The following is a 17,007-nucleotide window of genomic DNA, read 5'->3' on the forward strand; positions in this document are numbered from 1 at the left end:
ATGTCCCCCCGGCGACATCCGTCAACTCTTACGAACCGAGGAAGGTTGCCCTCCGAGCGGGTGACGGGGAGGACCTCCGAACCTACGATGAGAGCATGTCCGCGCCGTCCGTTCCGCCTCCGCACCTCGCGGAACTCGCCGACCGCCGGGTGCTCGTGATCGAGGACGATGCGACGGTGAGCGAGGTCGTGCAGGCGTATCTGCGCGCCGCGGGGTACCTCGTCGATCACGCCACCGACAGCTTCACCGGTCTGGCATCGGCCGCGGCGAGCGCTCCCGACCTGATCGTTCTCGACCGGATGCTCCCCGGAATCGACGGCGCCGAGGTGTGCCGGCGGATCCGGGCCGCCTCGGACGTCCCGATCATCATGCTCACGGCCCTCGGTTCGGAGGAGGACCGCATCGACGGTCTGGAAGCCGGTGCCGATGACTACGTGGTCAAGCCCTTCTCTCCCCGGGAACTGGTCCTCCGCGTGAACTCGGTGCTGCGCCGGAGCCTTCCCGAATTCGCGCGGGAGGCTCCGTTCGACCTCGGCCCCTTCCACCTCGATCCCTCGGCCAGGATCGTCACTCGGGACGGCGTGCCGCTCGAGCTGTCGGTGCGCGAGTTCGAACTGTTCGCGTTCTTCCTCAAGCACCCGCGGCAGACGTTCGATCGGCCCACGCTGCTGCGTCGGGTCTGGGGATGGGAGATCGGAGACCTCTCGACGGTCACGGTCACCACCCGGCGACTTCGGGAGAAGATCGAAGACGACCCCGGATCCCCCACGGTTCTCGTGACGGTGTGGGGCGTGGGGTACCGCCTCGAATGGGAGGACCGCTGATGCCGTTCGCCGATGTCGTCACGATCGCAGCCATCGCTCTCGGATGGGCTCTCCTCGTCGGAGGGGCCGGCCTGCTCGCGCTGTGGCTGCTGCGCCGGCGCTCACTGATGCTGCAGCTGTGCATCGTGATCCTCGCCGTGGTGCTGTCCTTCGCCGCCGGGGTGCTCGCGGTCGCCGAGGCGATGTACATCTCTCCCCACGACCTTCTCGTCGTGGTCGTGGTGACCGCCATCTCCGCCGTCGTCGCGGTCGCCGTCGCCGTGCTGCTCGCGGCCCGGCTCGTCCGCGACGCCCGCTCGCTGCAGAGGCTCACACATTCGATCGGTGAGGGCGAACTGCTCGAGGACACGGGCGCCCTCCCCGTGAACACGGAGTTCGCCCGCGTGGCCGCCGAACTCGTCTCGACCAGTGAACGGCTCGCGGCGGCACGCGAGGAGGTGCAGCTCCTCGATCGTTCGCGGCGCGAGTTGATCGCGTGGATCTCGCACGACCTGCGCAGTCCTCTCGCCGGGCTGCGGGCGATGACGGAAGCACTGGATGACGGCCTGGCCGAGGACCCTGCCCGCTTCCATCGTCAGATGCGCCGCCAGGTCGACCACATGAGCGACCTCGTCGACAACCTGTTCGAGGTCTCGAAGATCTCGTCCGGCACACTGACGCTCCGTCTCGAACCGATGTCCCTGCACGATCTGGTCAGCGACGCGGTCGCCGAGCTCGCGCCGGTCGCCCGGGCGAAGGAGGTCGCGCTCGTCGAGCTGACCAGCCCGGATCACACCGTCGTCGGTGACGCGCGCGAGCTCGCCCGCGTGATGACCAACCTGCTCGCCAACGCGATCGAGCACACACCGGCCGGAGGGACGATCCGCATCAGGACCAGCCGCGAAGACGACGCGATGGTGCTCTCGGTCCAGGACACCGGCTCGGGCATCGCCCACGAGAACCTGACGAGCGTCTTCGAACCGGGGTGGCGGGGCACCGACGCGCGAACGCCCGGCACGAGCGTCCACGGCACGAGCGGTGCCGGCCTCGGGCTCGCGATCGCGCGCGGCATCGTCGAGGCGCACAACGGGGTGATCAGCGCGCACAACGCCGACGGCGGGTCGCGGTTCGACATCCGCTTGCCCGTGGGCGCCTGAGGCGGGCGGACGAGGTCCGTGCCAGGTCATAGGCTCGGAGGATGACCGCGCGCACCTCCCTCAACCGAGAGATCCTGCGCCTGGCCATTCCTGCTCTCGGCGCGCTGGTCGCGGAGCCGGCCTTCCTGATCGTCGATGCCGCGCTGGTCGGACATCTCGGCACGACTCCGCTCGCCGGGCTCGGCATCGCCGCGGCCGTGCTGCAGACCATCGTCGGACTCATGGTCTTCCTGGCCTACTCGACCACGCCGGCGGTGGCGCGTCGCTTCGGCGCAGGTCAGCCGGGTGAGGCCGTGTCGGTCGGCATCAACGGGATGTGGCTCGCCCTCGGACTGGGAGCCGTCCTCGCGGTGATCGGCGCCGTCTCCTCGCCCTGGCTCGTATCGCTCTTCGGCGCGAGCGAGGCCGTCGCCGCACAGGCCAACGAATACCTCGTGATCTCGATGTGGGGTCTCCCCGCGATGCTGATCGTGTTCGCGGCGACCGGGTTGCTCCGGGGCATGCAGGACACCATGACGCCGCTCTGGATCGCAGGGCTCGGCTTCGGCGCGAACGCCCTGCTGAACTGGCTGTTCATCTACGGACTCGGCTGGGGCATCGCGGGCTCGGCCGCCGGAACCGTGACCGCGCAGTGGGGGATGGTGGCCGCCTATGCCCTGGTGGTCCGCCACCTGGCCACGCGCCACAGGGCCTCGCTCCGCGCGCAGCGCGCCGGCATCCGCAGCACGGCCACGTCGGGCGGCTGGTTGTTCCTGCGCACTGTGAGCCTGCGTGTCGCGCTGCTCGCGACGGTGGGGATCGCGACCGGGATCGGGACCGATGAACTGGCCGGGTGGCAGATCGTGTTCACGATCTTCTCGGCTGCGGCCTTCGCTCTCGACGCACTCGCGATCGCCGCGCAGGCGTTGATCGGCAAGGAACTCGGTGCCGGCGACGAGCGACAGGTGCACCGGGTGCTGGCACGGACGGTGGCCTGGGGTGCGTGGTTCGGCGTGATCGTCGGCGGGCTGATCGCCGCCCTCTCCGGGGTGCTCGGCATCGTGTTCACCGGCGACGCCGAGGTCGCCGTTCTCGTGCAGCCGGCGCTGCTCGTGCTCGCCGTCGCCCAGCCCATCGCCGGAGTCGTCTTCGTGCTCGACGGGGTGCTCATGGGCGCGAACGATGCGCGGTACCTCGCGATCGCCGGTGGCGTGAACCTCGTGCCGTTCCTGCCGGCACTGTGGATCATCTCCGCGGTCGGCGTCGACGGATCCGCGGGCCTCGTCTGGCTGGCCGTGGCTTTCTTCGGCGTCTATCTGCTCGCCCGGCTCGGCACCCTCGGCTGGCGCGTGCGCTCAGGGCGCTGGCTCACCGCGTCGGCGTGATCCCGGGTGCCGGTTCCGCGGCTGAGCTGACTGCACAGACTTCCGCGAGAACGACTTCTCCACAATCGCTGAGTTCCCCGGAATACTAGGCCTCCGTTCCCTGGCGCCTCGACGATCATCGAGGAACAATGAAGGGATGCTGGGGATGACGGAACCACAGGTCTGGACACTGATCGGTGTCTTCGCCGCAGCCATGTTCGGAACGCTCACGCTCATGTCGACGATGTTCCTGCGAACGATGCAGAACGGCTTCGACGGCGTGCGCACCGAGCTGAAGAACGAGTTCGCCAGCGTCCGGACCGAATTCAGGAACGAGTTCGCCAGCGTCCGGACCGAGTTCAGGAACGAGTTCGCCAGCGTGCGCACCGAGTCGGGCACCGAGTTCAGCGGCGTGCGCACCGAGATCCGGGCCATCCACGAGCGCATCGATCACCTCGACCGGGACGTCAGCGCGATCTATCGCCACATCTTCGGCATCGACCGCGGCTGACGACTGCTCGACGGTCGTCGTCGCGACGGCTCAGCCGTCGTAACGGCGGCACCACTCGTACATGATCACGGCCGCCGCAGCGCTGGCGTTGATCGAGCGCGTCGAGCCGTACTGGGTGATCTCGATGTGCGCGGAGGCCGCGGCGAGCGCTTCGCTGGACAATCCCGGCCCCTCCTGACCGAAGAGCAGGACGCAGCGGAGCGGGAGATCTGCCTTGTCGACGGGGACGGCACCGTCGACGTTGTCGACCGCGATGATCGGAAGCCCTTCGGCCGCAGCCCACGCCGCGAAGGTCTCGACGTCTTCGTGGTGCACGACGTGCTGGTAGCGATCGGTCACCATCGCCCCGCGCTTGTTCCACCGTCGGCGACCGATGATGTGCACGGTGTCGGCGAGGAAGGCGTTGGCGCTGCGCACGATCGACCCGATGTTCATGTCGTGCTGCCAGTTCTCGATGGCGACGTGGAACGGATGCCGCTGGGTGTCGAGGTCGGCCACGATCGCCTCCATCCGCCAGTAGCGGTAGCGGTCGATCACGTTGCGGGTGTCACCCTCGGCCAAGAGGACAGGGTCGTACTGCTCCCCCTCGGGCCAGGCCTCCGCACCGCCCGGCCAGGGCCCGACGCCGTAGCCGGGTTGGCCGATGGAGCCCGTCGCCGCGGCCGCCGAAAGGTCCGGTGTCGTGCGGTCCGCCGAGGCATCATCCATCCCGCCAGGCTATCGCCGCCTCTGCGGAGCCGGCACCGAGGACTTTTAGGCGTACCGAAAAATACGCTACGGTTTCGGTGTGCCTAAAAATTCTGTGCTTCCGGGAACCACGAAGGATCTGACCCCGGCGACCGCGCCCCGCGGGCTGTGGCTGCTCGGACCCGCCCTCGTCGCCGGGGTCGCCTACCTCGACCCGGGAAACGTCGCGAGCAACATGACGGCGGGCGCCCAGTACGGCTACCTGTTGGTCTGGGTCGTCGTCGCCGGCAACGTCATGGCCTGGCTCATCCAGTATCTCTCCGCGAAACTGGGGGTCGTCACGGGGCAGAGCCTTCCCGAGGTGCTGGGCACACGCCTGCGCCGCCCGTGGGCACGCCGGGCGTACTGGGTGCAGGCCGAACTCGTCGCGATGGCCACCGATCTCGCGGAGATCATCGGCGGGGCGGTCGCCCTGAACCTGCTCTTCGACGTACCCCTGCTGCTCGGCGGCCTGATCACGGGCGCCGTCTCGATGATCCTCCTCACGGTGCAGAACCGTCGTGGCGCACGTCCGTTCGAGTTCGTGATCATCGGACTGATGGCCATCATCACGATCGGCTTCGTCGCCGGTGTGTTCGTGGCTCCGCCGGATCCGGCAGGGATCCTGGGCGGCATGGTGCCGCGCTTCGAGGACACCGGATCCGTGCTGCTGGCAGCCTCGATCCTCGGGGCGACGATCATGCCGCACGCGATCTACGCGCACTCCTCCCTCGCCCGCGACCGTTTCGGGGCGACGACCGCGCACGCCGGCGACGAAGCCGTGCGCACCGAGAGCTCGCGCATCCGTCGGCTCCTCACCGCCACCCGCTGGGACGTCTCGGTCGCGATGGTGATCGCAGGTTCGGTCAACCTCTGCATCCTTCTGCTCGCCGCCGCGAACCTGGCGGGGGTCGAAGGCACCGACTCACTCGAGGGGGCGCACGCCGCCCTCGCCGCCGGCCTCGGACCGGTCGTCGCCACGTTCTTCGCGGTCGGCCTGCTCGCTTCCGGTCTCGCCTCGACGTCGGTCGGCGCCTACGCGGGAGCCGAGATCATGCACGGCCTGCTGCACGTGCGCGTCCCCCTGCTCGCACGGCGACTGGTGACGCTGATCCCCGCTCTCGTGATCCTCGGGATCGGTTTCGATCCGACGCTCGCCCTCGTCCTCAGTCAGGTGGTGCTGTCCTTCGGGATCCCGTTCGCCCTGATTCCGCTGGTCGTGCTCACGGCACAGCGACGGACCCTCGGCGCCTGGGTCAATCGACGGTGGACGACAGCAGCCGGCATCGTGGCCTCGGTGCTGCTGATCGCACTGAACGGCGCCCTGCTCTGGCTGGTGCTGACGGGAGCCTGAGCCCGGATAGGCTCGGAGGCATGTCTGCCGAGAGCGCTCGCCGCACCGTCCGCATCCTCACCTGGACCGGCTTCGCGACCGGCATCATCGGTGGGCTGCTGATCGCCTTCCCGAAGGTCATCGGGCCCGCCAGCCCCTGGGTGCAGCTGGCCCTCGGCGTGGCCACCCTCGTGCTCGCGTTCCGTGCCCGCAAGGTCGGCATCGACGAGGTCGAGGGGTTCGACGGCCGGCTCTCGCTGGCCGCCGCCCTCCTCGGATTCCTCGTCCTGTTCTTCGCGGGGCAGGCGGCGTTCATCTTCCTGAGCGCCCTGGGCTGACCTCCGTCGCTGCCTGGGCGCGGGAGAGCACCGCGTAGGCTGGTCGGGTGGCCTCCCCCGCAGCTGACGACTATCTGAAGACCGTCTACGCGCACACCGAGTGGCAGGATGCGCCGATCACCCCGTCGGTGCTCGCCGCGAAGCTCGGCATCGCCCCCTCGTCTGTCACCGAGATGGTCAAGAAGCTCGCCGCCGCGGGGCTCGTCTCGCACGTGCCCTACGGCGCGGTGCGGCTGACGGAGGCCGGCACAGCCCGCGCCCTCGCGATGGTGCGCCGGCACCGGCTGGTCGAGACCTGGCTGGTGCAGGAGTTCGACTACGGCTGGGACGAGGTGCACGACGAGGCCGAGGTGCTCGAACACACCATCAGCGACCGACTGCTGGAAGGCATCGACGCCCGCCTCGGACGCCCCCGCTTCGACCCGCACGGCGATGCGATCCCCGATGTCGACGGGCACGTGGAGCGGGTGCCGTTCGTGCTTCTGGCCGATGCCGCGGTCGGACACACGGGACGCGTGCTGCGGGTGAGCGACCAGGATCCGGAAGTGCTCCGCGCCGTCGAGGCCGCGGGCATCGCGGTCGGCGTCGAGGTCACGGTGACCGCCGCCGGTGTGTCTGTCGACGGCACCGACGCCGAGGTCGCGCACGCCGCGGACGTGATCTGGCTCACCGCCTGAACCGATCTGTTGCGGCACCCCTCTGCCACACGGACATGTGCCGGCAACCCTCGCCCTCTAGGCTGTGCACATGGCACAACGTGACGACATCGAATGCTGGCTCACCGACATGGACGGTGTGCTCGTCCATGAGAACGACGCCATTCCCGGGGCGTCCGAACTGCTCGCCGGGTGGGAGAGCGCAGGCATCCCGTACCTGGTGCTCACCAACAACTCGATCTTCACCGCGCGCGACCTGTCGGCACGCCTCCGCATCAGCGGACTGCACGTGCCCGAGGAGCGCATCTGGACCTCGGCCCTCGCCACCGCCGACTTCCTGAAGCAGCAGCTGCCCGGTGGCTCGGCGTTCGTGATCGGCGAGGCCGGCATCCTCACCGCCCTGCACGACGCCGGCTTCATCATGACCGAGACGAACCCCGACTTCGTGGTCGTCGGCGAGACGCGCAACTACTCGTTCGAGGCGATCACGAAGGCGATCCGCCTCATCATCGGCGGCGCGCGGTTCATCGTCACGAACCCGGATGCCACGGGTCCGAGCACCGACGGGCCGCTCCCGGCCACCGGTGCGATCGCGGCCCTCATCACCAAGGCCACCGGCAAGGAGCCCTACGTGGTCGGCAAGCCGAACCCGATGATGTTCCGGTCGGCGCTGAACAAGATCGGCGCGCACTCGAAGCGCACCGGCATGATCGGCGACCGGATGGACACCGACGTCGTGGCCGGCATCGAGGCGGGCCTGCACACCGTCCTGGTCCTCACCGGGATCAGCGACCAGGCCGAGGTCGAGAAGTACCCGTTCCGCCCCGATGAGATCGTGCAGTCCGTGGCCGACCTGCTGCCGCGGATCACCGAGACGATCCCGACGGTGAAGACGAAGAAGTAGCCCATGGGCGCACTGGAAGACGGCGAGCGGATTCGGGCGGCCGATGCGGTCGCCTGGCGCACCTGGCTCCAGGAGAACCACGAGCGGACCACGGGCGTCTGGCTGTTGAGCGTGCGGGGTGCCGCCGACGGTGTCGAGTACGAGGACGCCGTGCGGCATGCGCTCTGCTTCGGATGGATCGACGGCCCGGTGCGCGTGTTCGGCGAGGGAACGGACGAGCGCGCCGTCGGACAGTGGTTCTCGCCTCGCCGTCCCGGCAGCGGATGGGCGGCGACGAACAAGGCTCGGATCGCGGAACTCGAGGCGGAGGGGCTGCTCGCCCCGGCCGGGATCCGTGTGCTGGAGACGGCGAAGGCGAACGGCTCCTGGACCGTGCTCGACGGCCCCGAGGCCGGGATCGAGCCGGACGAGTTCGCCGCCGCCCTCGATGCCGCCCCCGCTGCGCGCGAGAACTGGGACGCGTTCCCGAAGTCGGTGAAGAAGTTCGGTCTCACGCGCATCGCGATGGCCAAGCGCCCGGAGACCCGGTCGGCCCGCATCGCCAAGATCGTGGCGGATGCCGCGGAGGGGAAGCGACCATGAACCAGAACGACCTGCTGTTCCTCGTGGTCTTCCTGATCCTGCTCAGCTCGCTGACCGTGTTCATCGTGCAGTTCGTGCGCTCCCGCCGTGGTCGCGGCGGCTCGGACGACGGCCGTGCGGGCTGGTGGGAAGGCCCCTGGGACGACGACGACCGCAAGCGCTGAGCCCGCGGTCGTCGAGGCCCGCCCGTCTGCCGCCCCGCCCGTGTGCCGTCCGGAGCAGATGTCGGGAGATTTCACGGATGTCGGGCGGATGAAGGGCATTCGCCCGACATCCGCCCATCCTCCCGACATGTGAACCGACGACAGGCGTGACACCTGCTCCCGCTCAGGACGCCAGCGACGCCCCGGGGATCGCGGCGAGCAGTTCCCGCGTGTACGGATGCTGCGGGTCGTCGAAGATGCGCTCCGGCGTGCCGCTCTCCACCACGACACCGCGCTGCATGACGTGCACCTCGTCGGAGATCATCCGCACGACGGCGAGGTCGTGGCTGATGAACAGGTAGCTCAGGCCCAGGCGCTTCTGCAGGTCGGCGAGCAGATCGAGGATCTGCGCCTGCACCAGCACGTCGAGCGCCGACACCGCTTCGTCGAGCACCACGAGTTCGGGCTCGAGCGCCAGGGCGCGGGCGATCGCGACGCGCTGACGCTGTCCGCCCGACAGCTCGTGGGGCAGACGCTCGGCCATCGCCGCGGGGAGGGCGACCTGTTCCAGCAGCTCGAGCACCCGCGCCTTGCGGGACGCCGTCGTGCCGATGCGGTGGACACGCAGCGGCTCGGCGATCGACTGCTCGACGGTGTAGCGGGGGTCGAGTGAGGCGTAGGGGTTCTGGAAGACGGGCTGCACCCGACGGCGCAGGGCGAAAAGCTCCTTGCGACGGAGAGTGGTCAGGTCGAGCCCGTCGAACAGGATCGATCCCGACGTGGCGTCTTCGAGCCCGAGCACCATGTTCGCGGTGGTCGACTTGCCGGACCCCGACTCCCCCACGATCGACACCGTGGTGCCCCGCCGGATCTCGAAGCTCACCCCGTCGACCGCGGTGAACGTCTGCGGTTCCCCCGCTTTGGGGGCGCGGAGCGCGAACTCCTTGCGGAGGCCACGGATCTCCACGAACGGAGTGCCCGTGGCGGCCTCGCGCTGCGGCAGGGCATCCCGGCGGGACGCGAGGCTCGGTGCCGCGGCGAGCAGCTGCTTGGTGTACTCGTGCTGCGGAGCGCCGAGGACCTGGGCGGACGTCCCCTCCTCCACCACCCGGCCACGGAACATGACGACGATGCGGTCGGCGCGCTCGGCGGCGAGGGCCAGGTCGTGGGTGATCAGGAAGACCGCGGTGCCGAGCTCATCCGTGAGCGTGTCGAGCTGGTCGAGGATGCGTCGCTGGACCGTCACGTCGAGAGCGGAGGTGGGCTCGTCGGCGATGAGCAGGCGCGGCTTGCAGGCGAGGCCCATCGCGATCAGCACGCGCTGCCGCATACCCCCGGAGAACTCGTGCGGGTACTGGTGAGCGCGCTGCGCGGCGTCCGCGATCCCCACCATCTCCAGAAGCTCGACGACCCGGGCCTTCGTGGCGTCTCCGTGCGTGTGGCCGTGCACCTCGAGGGCCTCGCCGATCTGCTCGCCCACGCGCATGAGCGGGTTGAGGTTCGACATCGGATCCTGCGGCACGAGACCGATCCCCGCGCCGCGCAGCGAGATCATCGCGTTCTCGGGCAGGTCGGTCAGCTCGCGCCCGTCGAAGCGGATGCTCCCGGCCGTGATCGAGCCGTTCTCCGGCAGCAGGCGGTTGACCGCCGCGGCGGTGGTCGACTTGCCCGATCCCGACTCGCCCACGACCGCGACGGTCTCACCGGCGGCGATGTCGATGTTGACGTCGCTGATCGCGGTGACCAGCTCGGAACCGGTCCGGAAGGCGACGGCGAGACCGCTGATGCTCAGCACGGGCTCGGTGATGCTCATGATGTTCTCGTTCCTTCGTTGTCGTCCAGGAGGGCGGGGAGCACCGTGCGCCAGAGCGCCTCGGTCGGTGCGGGTTCGGGGGCGAAGAGGCGGGTGCTCAGCAGCACCGCGGCAGTGCCGGTGTTCGGGACGATCCCGAGGGCACAGCCCGTGAAGCCGGGGTGCCAGAGCACGCGGGTCGGCCGGCCGGCGACGGCGACCGTGTCGCTGCGCCACCCCAGCGCCTGTCCGGCATCCGGTCCGTCGCGGAAGAGCTCGGCGACGTCGTCCGGGCCCCACAGCGCGGGATGGCGTTCGGGCGTGGCGAGCGCCGCCCCCAAGGTCAGCAGGTCGGTCGCGGTGCTGAACAGCCCTGCGTGGCCGGAGACACCACCGAGAGCATGGAAGCAGTTGCCGTCGTTCACGACGCCGGTGATCTCCTCCTCGCGCCAGGTGAAGTCCCGCGCCGCGGTGAGGATCGGGTAGGGCTCCCCCGTGGCGACCATGCGGCGTTCGGCGACGTCACCGATCGCGGACGAGGCGACGGGCTGGCCGACAGGTCCGTATGCCGTGCGATCCAGGCCGAGGGGCGCGGTGACGAGCTCGCGGACGGCGGCGTCCAGAGGCAACCCGGTGACCGCCGCGACGATGCGGCCCAGGAGCATGAAGCCGAGGTCGGAGTAGTGGCGGGCGTCGTCGAGGGCGTATCGCAGCGGGATCGCATCCGCCGCGGCGGCGGGGTCGCCGGCGTGCGCTCGGTCGAGGTAGAGAGGCTGCCACTCCCACAGGCCCGCACGGTGCTGCAGGAGGTGGCGCACGGTCGTTCCCGGAGCGCACGCGGTCCCCGAGACGAAGCGGTCGACCGGATCGTCGAAGCGCAGGTCGCCCCGGCTGACCAGTCTGAGGATCGCTGTCGTCGTCGCCGCGACCTTCGAGACCGAGGCGATGTCGAACGCGGTCTCGGTGGTCATCGGGGTTCCGGCGAGGTCGGCCAGGCCGCCGGCCGCGACCTCACGCCCCGCCTCGGTCACGACGCCCGCGACGACTCCGCGTGGGGCGGACTCCATCCCGAGCACGGCGGCGACGGCGGCGACGGCGGTCATGCGCGCACCTCCGCACCGCGGCCGAGGTCGCGATCGAGGTCGAGGAGGATGTCGGTCTGTGCGTCGGATGCGAGCCCCAGGATGCCCAGCCCTGTGCCCGCCCCGAGCGCCAGCACCTCACCGGACGGGGCGACCCCGCCCACCACGGGTGAGCGACGCAGCCAGGACGCCGCGTCCAGGTCGTGCACGACATCGGGAGCGACGGCCGCTGCGAGGTGGGCTGCGGCACTCACTCCGACGTGGGACTCCATCATGCAGCCGATCACGACCCCCAGCCCCGCCTCTCGTGCGGCCTCCGCGGCAGCGATCGCCTCGGCCGGACCGCCCGTCTTGGCGAGCTTGATGTTCACGAGGGCGGCGGCTCCCCGATCGGCGATCACGCGCACGTCCTCGGCCGTCCGCACCGACTCGTCCGCCATGATCGGGGTGTCGACGGCCGCCGTCACCGCGGCGAGCGCATCGAGGTCGTGGGCGGCGACCGGCTGCTCGACGAGTTCGAGCCCGAGGTCCGCGTCCTCGGCGGTACGGATCACCCGGATCGCGGTCTCGGCGTCCCAGGCCTGGTTCGCGTCGATGCGCAGGGTGATGTCGGGCCCGACAGCCGCGCGGACGGCCCGTAGCGCGGCCACGATGTCGTGCGCGGCCGAGGCCTTGAGCTTGAGGCAGCCGAAGCCTGCGGTGACGTACTCCTCAGAAAGCGTCGCCACCGCCTGCGGCTCTCCCACGGACAGGGTCATGTCGGTGCGGACGTGCGACGTTCGTGAGGAGTTGTGCACCGCGTGCGCGCGAGAGAGGCCGGCCACGAGCGAGACCTCGTGCTGCTGGGAGGCGAGATCGGCGACCGCGCACTCGACAGCGCTGCGGGCGGCCGCATTGCCCCAGATCGACCGCGCGATGTCCCCCGGGAGCCCGGCGTCGCCGGCATCGCGACCGAGCACGGCGTCGGCGAGCGGACCTGCGACCGCGGCGGCGACGCTCTGCGGACTCTCCCCCGTGACACGCCAGCTCGTGGCGGCTTCCCCGTATCCGCGGCGCCCCTCCGCATCGGTCGCCTCGACCAGCACGACGTCGAGACGGTCCGTCTGCCGCACGGCCGTGATGAACGGGCGCACCAGCGGTGAGGACACCCGGAGCACGCGCAGACGCACCACGGCGCTCATGTCCACTCCTTGCGCATGCGCTGCTCGGGCTCGCCGAACTCCGGCTGCGTGCGGGTGGCCCCATCCGGATGCCAGCCCTTCGCCTCGTAGAAACCGATCGACGGCGCATTCGCTGCGAACACCCACAGTGTCGCGGCTTCGGCCCCGCCCTCCCGCAGCTCTGCCGTCGCCCGCGTCAGCAACGCTCCGCCGATGCCGCCGCCGTGAGCACGCGGCGACACGTACAGGGAGTGCACGGCCCCGTCGACCAGTCCGTCGGTGTTCGACGTCGCCGCGTACCGGGTGATCCCCACGATCCCGCCGTCCCGCTCGGCCACGAGCACGATGCCCACCGGGTCGGAGAGCACCCGCCGCCACAGCGTCTCCGCGCGCGCGTCGGTCATGGCGTCGATCGCCGCATCGGGGAGGACGCCGCGGTAGCTCTCCCGCCAGCAGGCGAGGAACACCTCGAGCACCCCGGACAGGTCGTCCGGGGTGGCGGGGCGCACCTGGAGGGTCACGATGTCGCGGCCTCCGTGAGCACGAGGGAGTCGATGGCGGCGACGGGTTCCGGCATCTGCAGCGGACCGACGCCCGGGGTGATCGTGCCCAGGATGCGCGGCTCGCGAGCACCGGTGCCGCCCGGGACGATCGCGGGGACGCCGTGCATCGTGGACCAGCCGATCAGGGCGAGGAGGATCGCCTCCTTGCTGTCGGCCGCAGCCCCCAGTTCGTCGGCCAGCACGACCTCGGTCGCGGGCAGGGCGGCGCGCAGTCCGTCGAGGATCAGCGGGTTGCGGCAGCCGCCGCCCGACACGGCGAGGAACCCGATGCCCGCGGCCTCCACGTCGCGTGCGACCGTGCGGACGGTGAGCTCGGTCAGTGTCCGCACGACATCCGCCACCGCGATCTCGCGCCCCTGCGCGGCGAGGTGCTCGTGCACGTAGCCGAGGTGGAAGTGTTCCTTGCCCGTGCTCTTGGGCGGGGTGAGCGCGTAGTAGGGGTCTTCGAGCAGAGCGGCCAGCAGCGTCTCGTCGACCTGCCCGGTGCGGGCGATCGCGGCGTCGTCGTCGTAGCCGAGCGGGTTGAGGCCGTGCTCCACGATGACCGCGTCGACGAGTGCGTTCGCGGGGCCGATGTCGTAGGCGACCAGGCCGTCCTGCCGCACCACCGTCATGTTCGAGATGCCGCCCAGGTTCAGGGCGGCGGACACCCCGGCGCGTGAGCGCAGCAGCAGCTCATCGAGGAACGACACCAGCGGCGCACCGTGGCCACCGACCGTGATGTCGCGGATGCGGATGTCGGAGACCACGGGGGCACCCACCTTCTCCGCGATCCAGGCGGGCTGCCCGATCTGCAGGGTGCCCCGCGCGTGCGCGCCGTCGACCCAGTGGTACACGGTCTGTCCGTGCGAGCAGACCGCGTCGATGCCCCCCACTTCTGCGGCGATGTCGGCCGCGACGTCGGCGAACGCCTGACCGATGAGCGTGTCGAGCTCCGCGACCTCGGCGAGCGTCGTCTGCGCCGGCGGCAGCGCCGCGATCAGCCGCGACCGCAGTTCGGGGGTATACGGCACACTCGTCGCCGCGAGCACCGTGCCGCGCAGGTCCACGCCGTGCGCGGTGAAGCCGCCACTGGTCGTGAAGTCGACGACGGCGGCATCGATCCCGTCGTGCGAGGTGCCGGAGATCAGTCCGAGGACGCGCATCAGTTCTCCTCCAGTGCGGTGCGCAGCCGGCCGTCGGCGGCATGCAGTCGTGCGGTCGCCGCGGCGAGATCCTCCCCGCGACGGATCATGATCGACGCGAGCTTCACGTCGTAGGCAGCCGATTCCAGAGCGGCCAGCGCCGCGTCCCGGTCGACCGCCGCGATGGTCTGCACCATCCGGATGGCCCGCTCACGCAGCTTGTGGTTGGTGGCCTTCACATCCACCATCAGGTTGCCGTACGCCTTGCCGTTTCGCACCATCGAGATGGTCGAGAACATGTTGAGCACGAGCTTCTGGGCCGTGCCCGACTTGAGCCGCGTCGAGCCGGAGAGCACCTCGGGGCCGACCTCGACCTCGATCCCGTGCTCCGCCGCGGCACTGAGCGCGGTGCCGACATTGCACGAGAGACCGATGCTGAGCGCTCCGAGCTCGCGCGCACGGCGGACGGCCGCGATCACATAGGGCGTGCGTCCGCTGGAGGCGATGCCGATCACGGTGTCGAGCGGACCGATGCCGGCCGCGTCGATCGCTGCAGCACCCGCGTCCGCGTCATCCTCCGCACCCTCGACGGGGTTCACGATAGCGCCGGGGCCCCCGGCCATGATCGCGAAGACGAGCTCCGGCGGCGTGCTGAACGTGGGCGGGCACTCCGAGGCGTCGAGCACACCGATGCGTCCGGGGGTTCCCGCGCCGACGTAGACCAGGCGGCCGCCCTGCGCCATGCGAGCGGCCGTCTCCTCGATGGCGGGCACGATCTGCGGCAGGGCGCGCTGCACCGCGGCGGGCACGGTGGCGTCCGCCTCGTTCATGGTCTGCGCGAGTTCCGCCACGCTCATCAGGTCGAGTTCCGCATAGCGCGGATCGCTGGCTTCCGTGGCCAGCCCGCCGAGATCCTCCCGGGTCATCGCTTTCCTCTGTTCCGGGGGTCGAGACTGTCGCGCAGCCCGTCACCGAGCAGGTTCAGGCCGACGACGAGGAGCACCACGATCACACCGGGCGCGATCATCGTCCACGGCGCGATCGTCACGAGCGTGCGCGCCTCGAAGATCATCGAGCCGAGCGATGGGGCGGGCGGCGGCGTGCCGAGACCGAGGAAGCTCAGCGAGGCCTCGGTGAGCACGGCCCACGACAGGGAGAGCGTGACCTGCACGATGATGATCGATGTGATGTTCGGCAGCACGTGCCGGAACATGGTCGCCATGCGACTCTGACCCGTGCTCTTGGCCGCCTTGACGTACTCGACCTCGCGCAGCGACAGCACGGGTCCGCGGGTGACGCGGATGAAGATCGGCACGTACACGATCGCGATGGCCACGGCGATGGTGAACCAGTTGCGGTCGAACACCGACGCGAGCGACAGGGCCAGCAGCAGCGGAGGGAACGCGAACAGCACGTTGGTGACCGCCGTGATCGCGCCGTCGGAGATGCCGCGGTAGAAGCCGGCGATGAGTCCGCACACGGTTCCGACGACGGTGGCGAAGGCCACCGCGACCACCGAGATCAGCGCCGAATTGGCGACACCGGCGGCCACGCGGGAGAACACGTCGCGACCGAACTGATCGGTGCCGAACCAGTGCACGGCGGACGGCGGCTGCAGGCGGGACGGCGGATCCTGCGCGAGCGGGTCGAACGGCAGCAGCCCGAACGCCGAGACGAGGCTCAGCACCGCCAGCAGGACGACGATGATGAGGCCCGTGAGTCCACTGCGACTGCGCAGCAGGAGACGCACGCGCTCCATGCTGCGCCCGCCGCCGGGGGCGAGGGTCGGAGTCTGAGAGATGTCGGTCATGCGGCACGCACCCGAGGATCGATGACCCGGTAGAGCAGGTCGGTGAGCAGGTTGACGATGACGAAGGCGAGCGCGATCACGAGGACGGTGCTCTGCACGAGTGCGTATTCCTTCTGCTGGATGCCGAGGAGCACCTGTCGCCCGATGCCGGGGAGCGAGAAGATCTGCTCCACCACCACGGCGCCGCCGAGGAGGTAGCCGAACTGCAGGCCGGTCATCGTGACGATGGGAACCAGGGCGTTGCCGAGCACGTGACGCACCTGCAGCCGCCGCGGCGGGACGCCCTTCGCCCTGGCCGTGCGGATGAAGTCGTTGGCGCGGATCTCGAGCACCGCGGTGCGGGTCGTGCGCATGATCGGCGCGGCGATGCCGAAGCCGAGCACGATCGAGGGCAGCAGCATCTGCTGGAGGTTCAGCAGCGGGTCCTCGAACAGCGTGGCGTAGGCCTGACCGTTCGGGTTGAAGCCGAACGAGGAGGCGAGGATCGCCAGGAGCGCCGTCCCGAGCAGGAACGCGGGGATCGAGAGACCGGCGAGGCCGACGACCTGTCCGACGCCGTCGCGGAACGAGTCGGGCTTCGAGGCGGAGAGCATTCCGAGGGGGATGCCGATGGCCAGGGCGATCACGATCGAGAAGATCGCGAGCTCGAAGGTGACGGGAAGAGCGGCGGCGGTGAGATCGAGGACGCTCGTCTGGGCCCGAGAGGAGAACCCGAGGTTTCCGGTGAAGATGTTGCCCAGCCAGGAGAAGAACTGCACGAAGAGCGGCTGGTCGAGCCCGTAGTAGGCCTCGAGGGCTGCGCGTTGCGACGGCGTGAGGGCGGCCGCCTCCGTGCCGAGGCCGGAGCTGATCTGATCGCCGGGGATGGCCCGCAGCATCAGGAAGACGAAGATGGCGACGCCGAGGAGCGTGCCGAGTGCGGCGACGATGCGTCGCAGCACGCTGTTGCGGAGGAGCTGTCTGAACATGCGCGTGTGGGG

General features: G+C 70.1%; 19 protein-coding genes. 10 read left to right on the forward strand and 9 right to left on the reverse strand.

Features of this window, described 5'->3' with window-relative positions:
• Positions 1 to 95: 95 nt before the first annotated feature.
• The 4 genes from E0W80_RS16735 to E0W80_RS16750 all read left to right on the forward strand — a co-directional run bounded on the left by E0W80_RS16735 (position 96) and on the right by E0W80_RS16750 (position 3,814).
• Positions 96 to 824 carry a response regulator transcription factor gene (locus E0W80_RS16735; protein WP_047521046.1) on the forward strand — a complete coding sequence of 243 codons (729 nt, stop codon included), beginning with the start codon at positions 96 to 98 and terminating at the stop codon, positions 822 to 824.
• Positions 824 to 1,960 carry a HAMP domain-containing sensor histidine kinase gene (locus E0W80_RS16740; RefSeq protein WP_131494184.1) on the forward strand — a complete coding sequence of 379 codons (1,137 nt, stop codon included), beginning with the start codon at positions 824 to 826 and terminating at the stop codon, positions 1,958 to 1,960. Before E0W80_RS16735 ends, E0W80_RS16740 begins: the two co-directional genes overlap by 1 nt.
• 41 nt (positions 1,961 to 2,001) lie before the next feature.
• Positions 2,002 to 3,324, forward strand: coding sequence for an MATE family efflux transporter (locus E0W80_RS16745; RefSeq protein WP_131494186.1), 1,323 nt, complete (start codon positions 2,002 to 2,004; stop codon positions 3,322 to 3,324).
• A gap of 145 nt (positions 3,325 to 3,469) precedes the next feature.
• Positions 3,470 to 3,814 carry a hypothetical protein gene (locus tag E0W80_RS16750; protein ID WP_131494188.1) on the forward strand — a complete coding sequence of 115 codons (345 nt, stop codon included), beginning with the start codon at positions 3,470 to 3,472 and terminating at the stop codon, positions 3,812 to 3,814.
• 30 nt (positions 3,815 to 3,844) lie between these two features.
• Here E0W80_RS16750 and E0W80_RS16755 read toward each other — a convergent pair whose 3' ends face one another.
• On the reverse strand, positions 3,845 to 4,522 hold the full coding sequence (locus E0W80_RS16755; RefSeq protein WP_240740574.1) for a TrmH family RNA methyltransferase: 678 nt from the start codon (positions 4,520 to 4,522) through the stop codon (positions 3,845 to 3,847).
• A gap of 118 nt (positions 4,523 to 4,640) precedes the next feature.
• On the opposite strand from E0W80_RS16755, the gene E0W80_RS16760 reads away from it, so the two are divergent.
• The 6 genes from E0W80_RS16760 (at position 4,641) to E0W80_RS19230 (ending at position 8,517) form a co-directional block, all read left to right on the forward strand.
• Positions 4,641 to 5,894 carry an Nramp family divalent metal transporter gene (locus tag E0W80_RS16760; RefSeq protein ID WP_131494208.1) on the forward strand — a complete coding sequence of 418 codons (1,254 nt, stop codon included), beginning with the start codon at positions 4,641 to 4,643 and terminating at the stop codon, positions 5,892 to 5,894.
• A gap of 20 nt (positions 5,895 to 5,914) precedes the next feature.
• On the forward strand, positions 5,915 to 6,211 hold the full coding sequence (locus E0W80_RS16765) for a hypothetical protein (protein WP_131494190.1): 297 nt from the start codon (positions 5,915 to 5,917) through the stop codon (positions 6,209 to 6,211).
• 47 nt (positions 6,212 to 6,258) lie between these two features.
• Entirely contained in the window at positions 6,259 to 6,888 is a 630-nt protein-coding gene (locus E0W80_RS16770) for a metal-dependent transcriptional regulator (protein WP_131494192.1), read from the forward strand.
• A 70-nt stretch (positions 6,889 to 6,958) separates the two neighbouring features.
• Positions 6,959 to 7,771: an HAD-IIA family hydrolase gene (locus E0W80_RS16775; RefSeq protein ID WP_047521068.1), complete on the forward strand. Its 813-nt coding sequence runs from the start codon at positions 6,959 to 6,961 to the stop codon at positions 7,769 to 7,771.
• 3 nt (positions 7,772 to 7,774) lie between these two features.
• Positions 7,775 to 8,353 (forward strand): YdeI/OmpD-associated family protein, encoded by a 579-nt coding sequence (locus E0W80_RS16780; RefSeq protein WP_131494194.1) that lies wholly within the window; start codon positions 7,775 to 7,777, stop codon positions 8,351 to 8,353.
• Positions 8,350 to 8,517 carry a hypothetical protein gene (locus tag E0W80_RS19230; protein WP_165875499.1) on the forward strand — a complete coding sequence of 56 codons (168 nt, stop codon included), beginning with the start codon at positions 8,350 to 8,352 and terminating at the stop codon, positions 8,515 to 8,517. Before E0W80_RS16780 ends, E0W80_RS19230 begins: the two co-directional genes overlap by 4 nt.
• Before the next feature lie 163 nt (positions 8,518 to 8,680).
• Here E0W80_RS19230 and E0W80_RS16785 read toward each other — a convergent pair whose 3' ends face one another.
• The 8 genes from E0W80_RS16785 to E0W80_RS16820 all read right to left on the reverse strand — a co-directional run.
• On the reverse strand, positions 8,681 to 10,309 hold the full coding sequence (locus E0W80_RS16785; protein ID WP_131494196.1) for an ABC transporter ATP-binding protein: 1,629 nt from the start codon (positions 10,307 to 10,309) through the stop codon (positions 8,681 to 8,683).
• Positions 10,306 to 11,391 (reverse strand): serine hydrolase domain-containing protein, encoded by a 1,086-nt coding sequence (locus E0W80_RS16790; RefSeq protein WP_131494198.1) that lies wholly within the window; start codon positions 11,389 to 11,391, stop codon positions 10,306 to 10,308. Before E0W80_RS16790 ends, E0W80_RS16785 begins: the two co-directional genes overlap by 4 nt.
• Positions 11,388 to 12,551 (reverse strand): enolase C-terminal domain-like protein, encoded by a 1,164-nt coding sequence (locus E0W80_RS16795; protein ID WP_131494199.1) that lies wholly within the window; start codon positions 12,549 to 12,551, stop codon positions 11,388 to 11,390. Before E0W80_RS16795 ends, E0W80_RS16790 begins: the two co-directional genes overlap by 4 nt.
• A complete protein-coding gene (locus tag E0W80_RS16800) occupies positions 12,548 to 13,051 on the reverse strand; it encodes a GNAT family N-acetyltransferase (RefSeq protein WP_165875500.1) in 504 nt (167 codons plus the stop codon). The genes E0W80_RS16795 and E0W80_RS16800 overlap by 4 nt, the downstream gene beginning before the upstream one ends.
• Positions 13,048 to 14,238, reverse strand: a complete 1,191-nt coding sequence (locus E0W80_RS16805; RefSeq protein ID WP_131494203.1) for an anhydro-N-acetylmuramic acid kinase — start codon at positions 14,236 to 14,238, stop codon at positions 13,048 to 13,050. Before E0W80_RS16805 ends, E0W80_RS16800 begins: the two co-directional genes overlap by 4 nt.
• Positions 14,238 to 15,143: an N-acetylmuramic acid 6-phosphate etherase gene (gene murQ, locus E0W80_RS16810; RefSeq protein WP_131494204.1), complete on the reverse strand. Its 906-nt coding sequence runs from the start codon at positions 15,141 to 15,143 to the stop codon at positions 14,238 to 14,240. The genes E0W80_RS16805 and murQ overlap by 1 nt, the downstream gene beginning before the upstream one ends.
• Positions 15,140 to 16,027 carry an ABC transporter permease gene (locus E0W80_RS16815; RefSeq protein ID WP_052193357.1) on the reverse strand — a complete coding sequence of 296 codons (888 nt, stop codon included), beginning with the start codon at positions 16,025 to 16,027 and terminating at the stop codon, positions 15,140 to 15,142. The genes murQ and E0W80_RS16815 overlap by 4 nt, the downstream gene beginning before the upstream one ends.
• The coding region (locus E0W80_RS16820; RefSeq protein WP_346559712.1) for an ABC transporter permease at positions 16,024 to 17,007 on the reverse strand (984 nt) is incomplete at its 5' end. The genes E0W80_RS16820 and E0W80_RS16815, both read right to left, overlap by 4 nt.

It is taken from the genome of Microbacterium sp. PI-1, from assembly GCF_004337555.1.
In the GTDB taxonomy this organism is placed as follows: domain Bacteria; phylum Actinomycetota; class Actinomycetes; order Actinomycetales; family Microbacteriaceae; genus Microbacterium; species Microbacterium aurugineum.

What these genes read in the sequence shown, in the direction of transcription:
- E0W80_RS16805 (WP_131494203.1), bottom strand. Translation starts at nt 14,238, where the DNA reads ATGCGCGTCCTCGGACTGATCTCCGGCACCTCGCACGACGGGATCGAT.
- E0W80_RS16740 (WP_131494184.1), top strand. Translation starts at nt 824, where the DNA reads ATGCCGTTCGCCGATGTCGTCACGATCGCAGCCATCGCTCTCGGATGG.
- E0W80_RS16745 (WP_131494186.1), top strand. Translation starts at nt 2,002, where the DNA reads ATGACCGCGCGCACCTCCCTCAACCGAGAGATCCTGCGCCTGGCCATT.
- E0W80_RS16775 (WP_047521068.1), top strand. Translation starts at nt 6,959, where the DNA reads ATGGCACAACGTGACGACATCGAATGCTGGCTCACCGACATGGACGGT.
- murQ (WP_131494204.1), bottom strand. Translation starts at nt 15,143, where the DNA reads ATGACCCGGGAGGATCTCGGCGGGCTGGCCACGGAAGCCAGCGATCCG.
- E0W80_RS16815 (WP_052193357.1), bottom strand. Translation starts at nt 16,027, where the DNA reads ATGACCGACATCTCTCAGACTCCGACCCTCGCCCCCGGCGGCGGGCGC.
- E0W80_RS16780 (WP_131494194.1), top strand. Translation starts at nt 7,775, where the DNA reads ATGGGCGCACTGGAAGACGGCGAGCGGATTCGGGCGGCCGATGCGGTC.
- E0W80_RS16750 (WP_131494188.1), top strand. Translation starts at nt 3,470, where the DNA reads ATGACGGAACCACAGGTCTGGACACTGATCGGTGTCTTCGCCGCAGCC.
- E0W80_RS16785 (WP_131494196.1), bottom strand. Translation starts at nt 10,309, where the DNA reads ATGAGCATCACCGAGCCCGTGCTGAGCATCAGCGGTCTCGCCGTCGCC.
- E0W80_RS16795 (WP_131494199.1), bottom strand. Translation starts at nt 12,551, where the DNA reads ATGAGCGCCGTGGTGCGTCTGCGCGTGCTCCGGGTGTCCTCACCGCTG.
- E0W80_RS16790 (WP_131494198.1), bottom strand. Translation starts at nt 11,391, where the DNA reads ATGACCGCCGTCGCCGCCGTCGCCGCCGTGCTCGGGATGGAGTCCGCC.
- E0W80_RS19230 (WP_165875499.1), top strand. Translation starts at nt 8,350, where the DNA reads ATGAACCAGAACGACCTGCTGTTCCTCGTGGTCTTCCTGATCCTGCTC.
- E0W80_RS16735 (WP_047521046.1), top strand. Translation starts at nt 96, where the DNA reads ATGTCCGCGCCGTCCGTTCCGCCTCCGCACCTCGCGGAACTCGCCGAC.
- E0W80_RS16755 (WP_240740574.1), bottom strand. Translation starts at nt 4,522, where the DNA reads ATGGATGATGCCTCGGCGGACCGCACGACACCGGACCTTTCGGCGGCC.
- E0W80_RS16765 (WP_131494190.1), top strand. Translation starts at nt 5,915, where the DNA reads ATGTCTGCCGAGAGCGCTCGCCGCACCGTCCGCATCCTCACCTGGACC.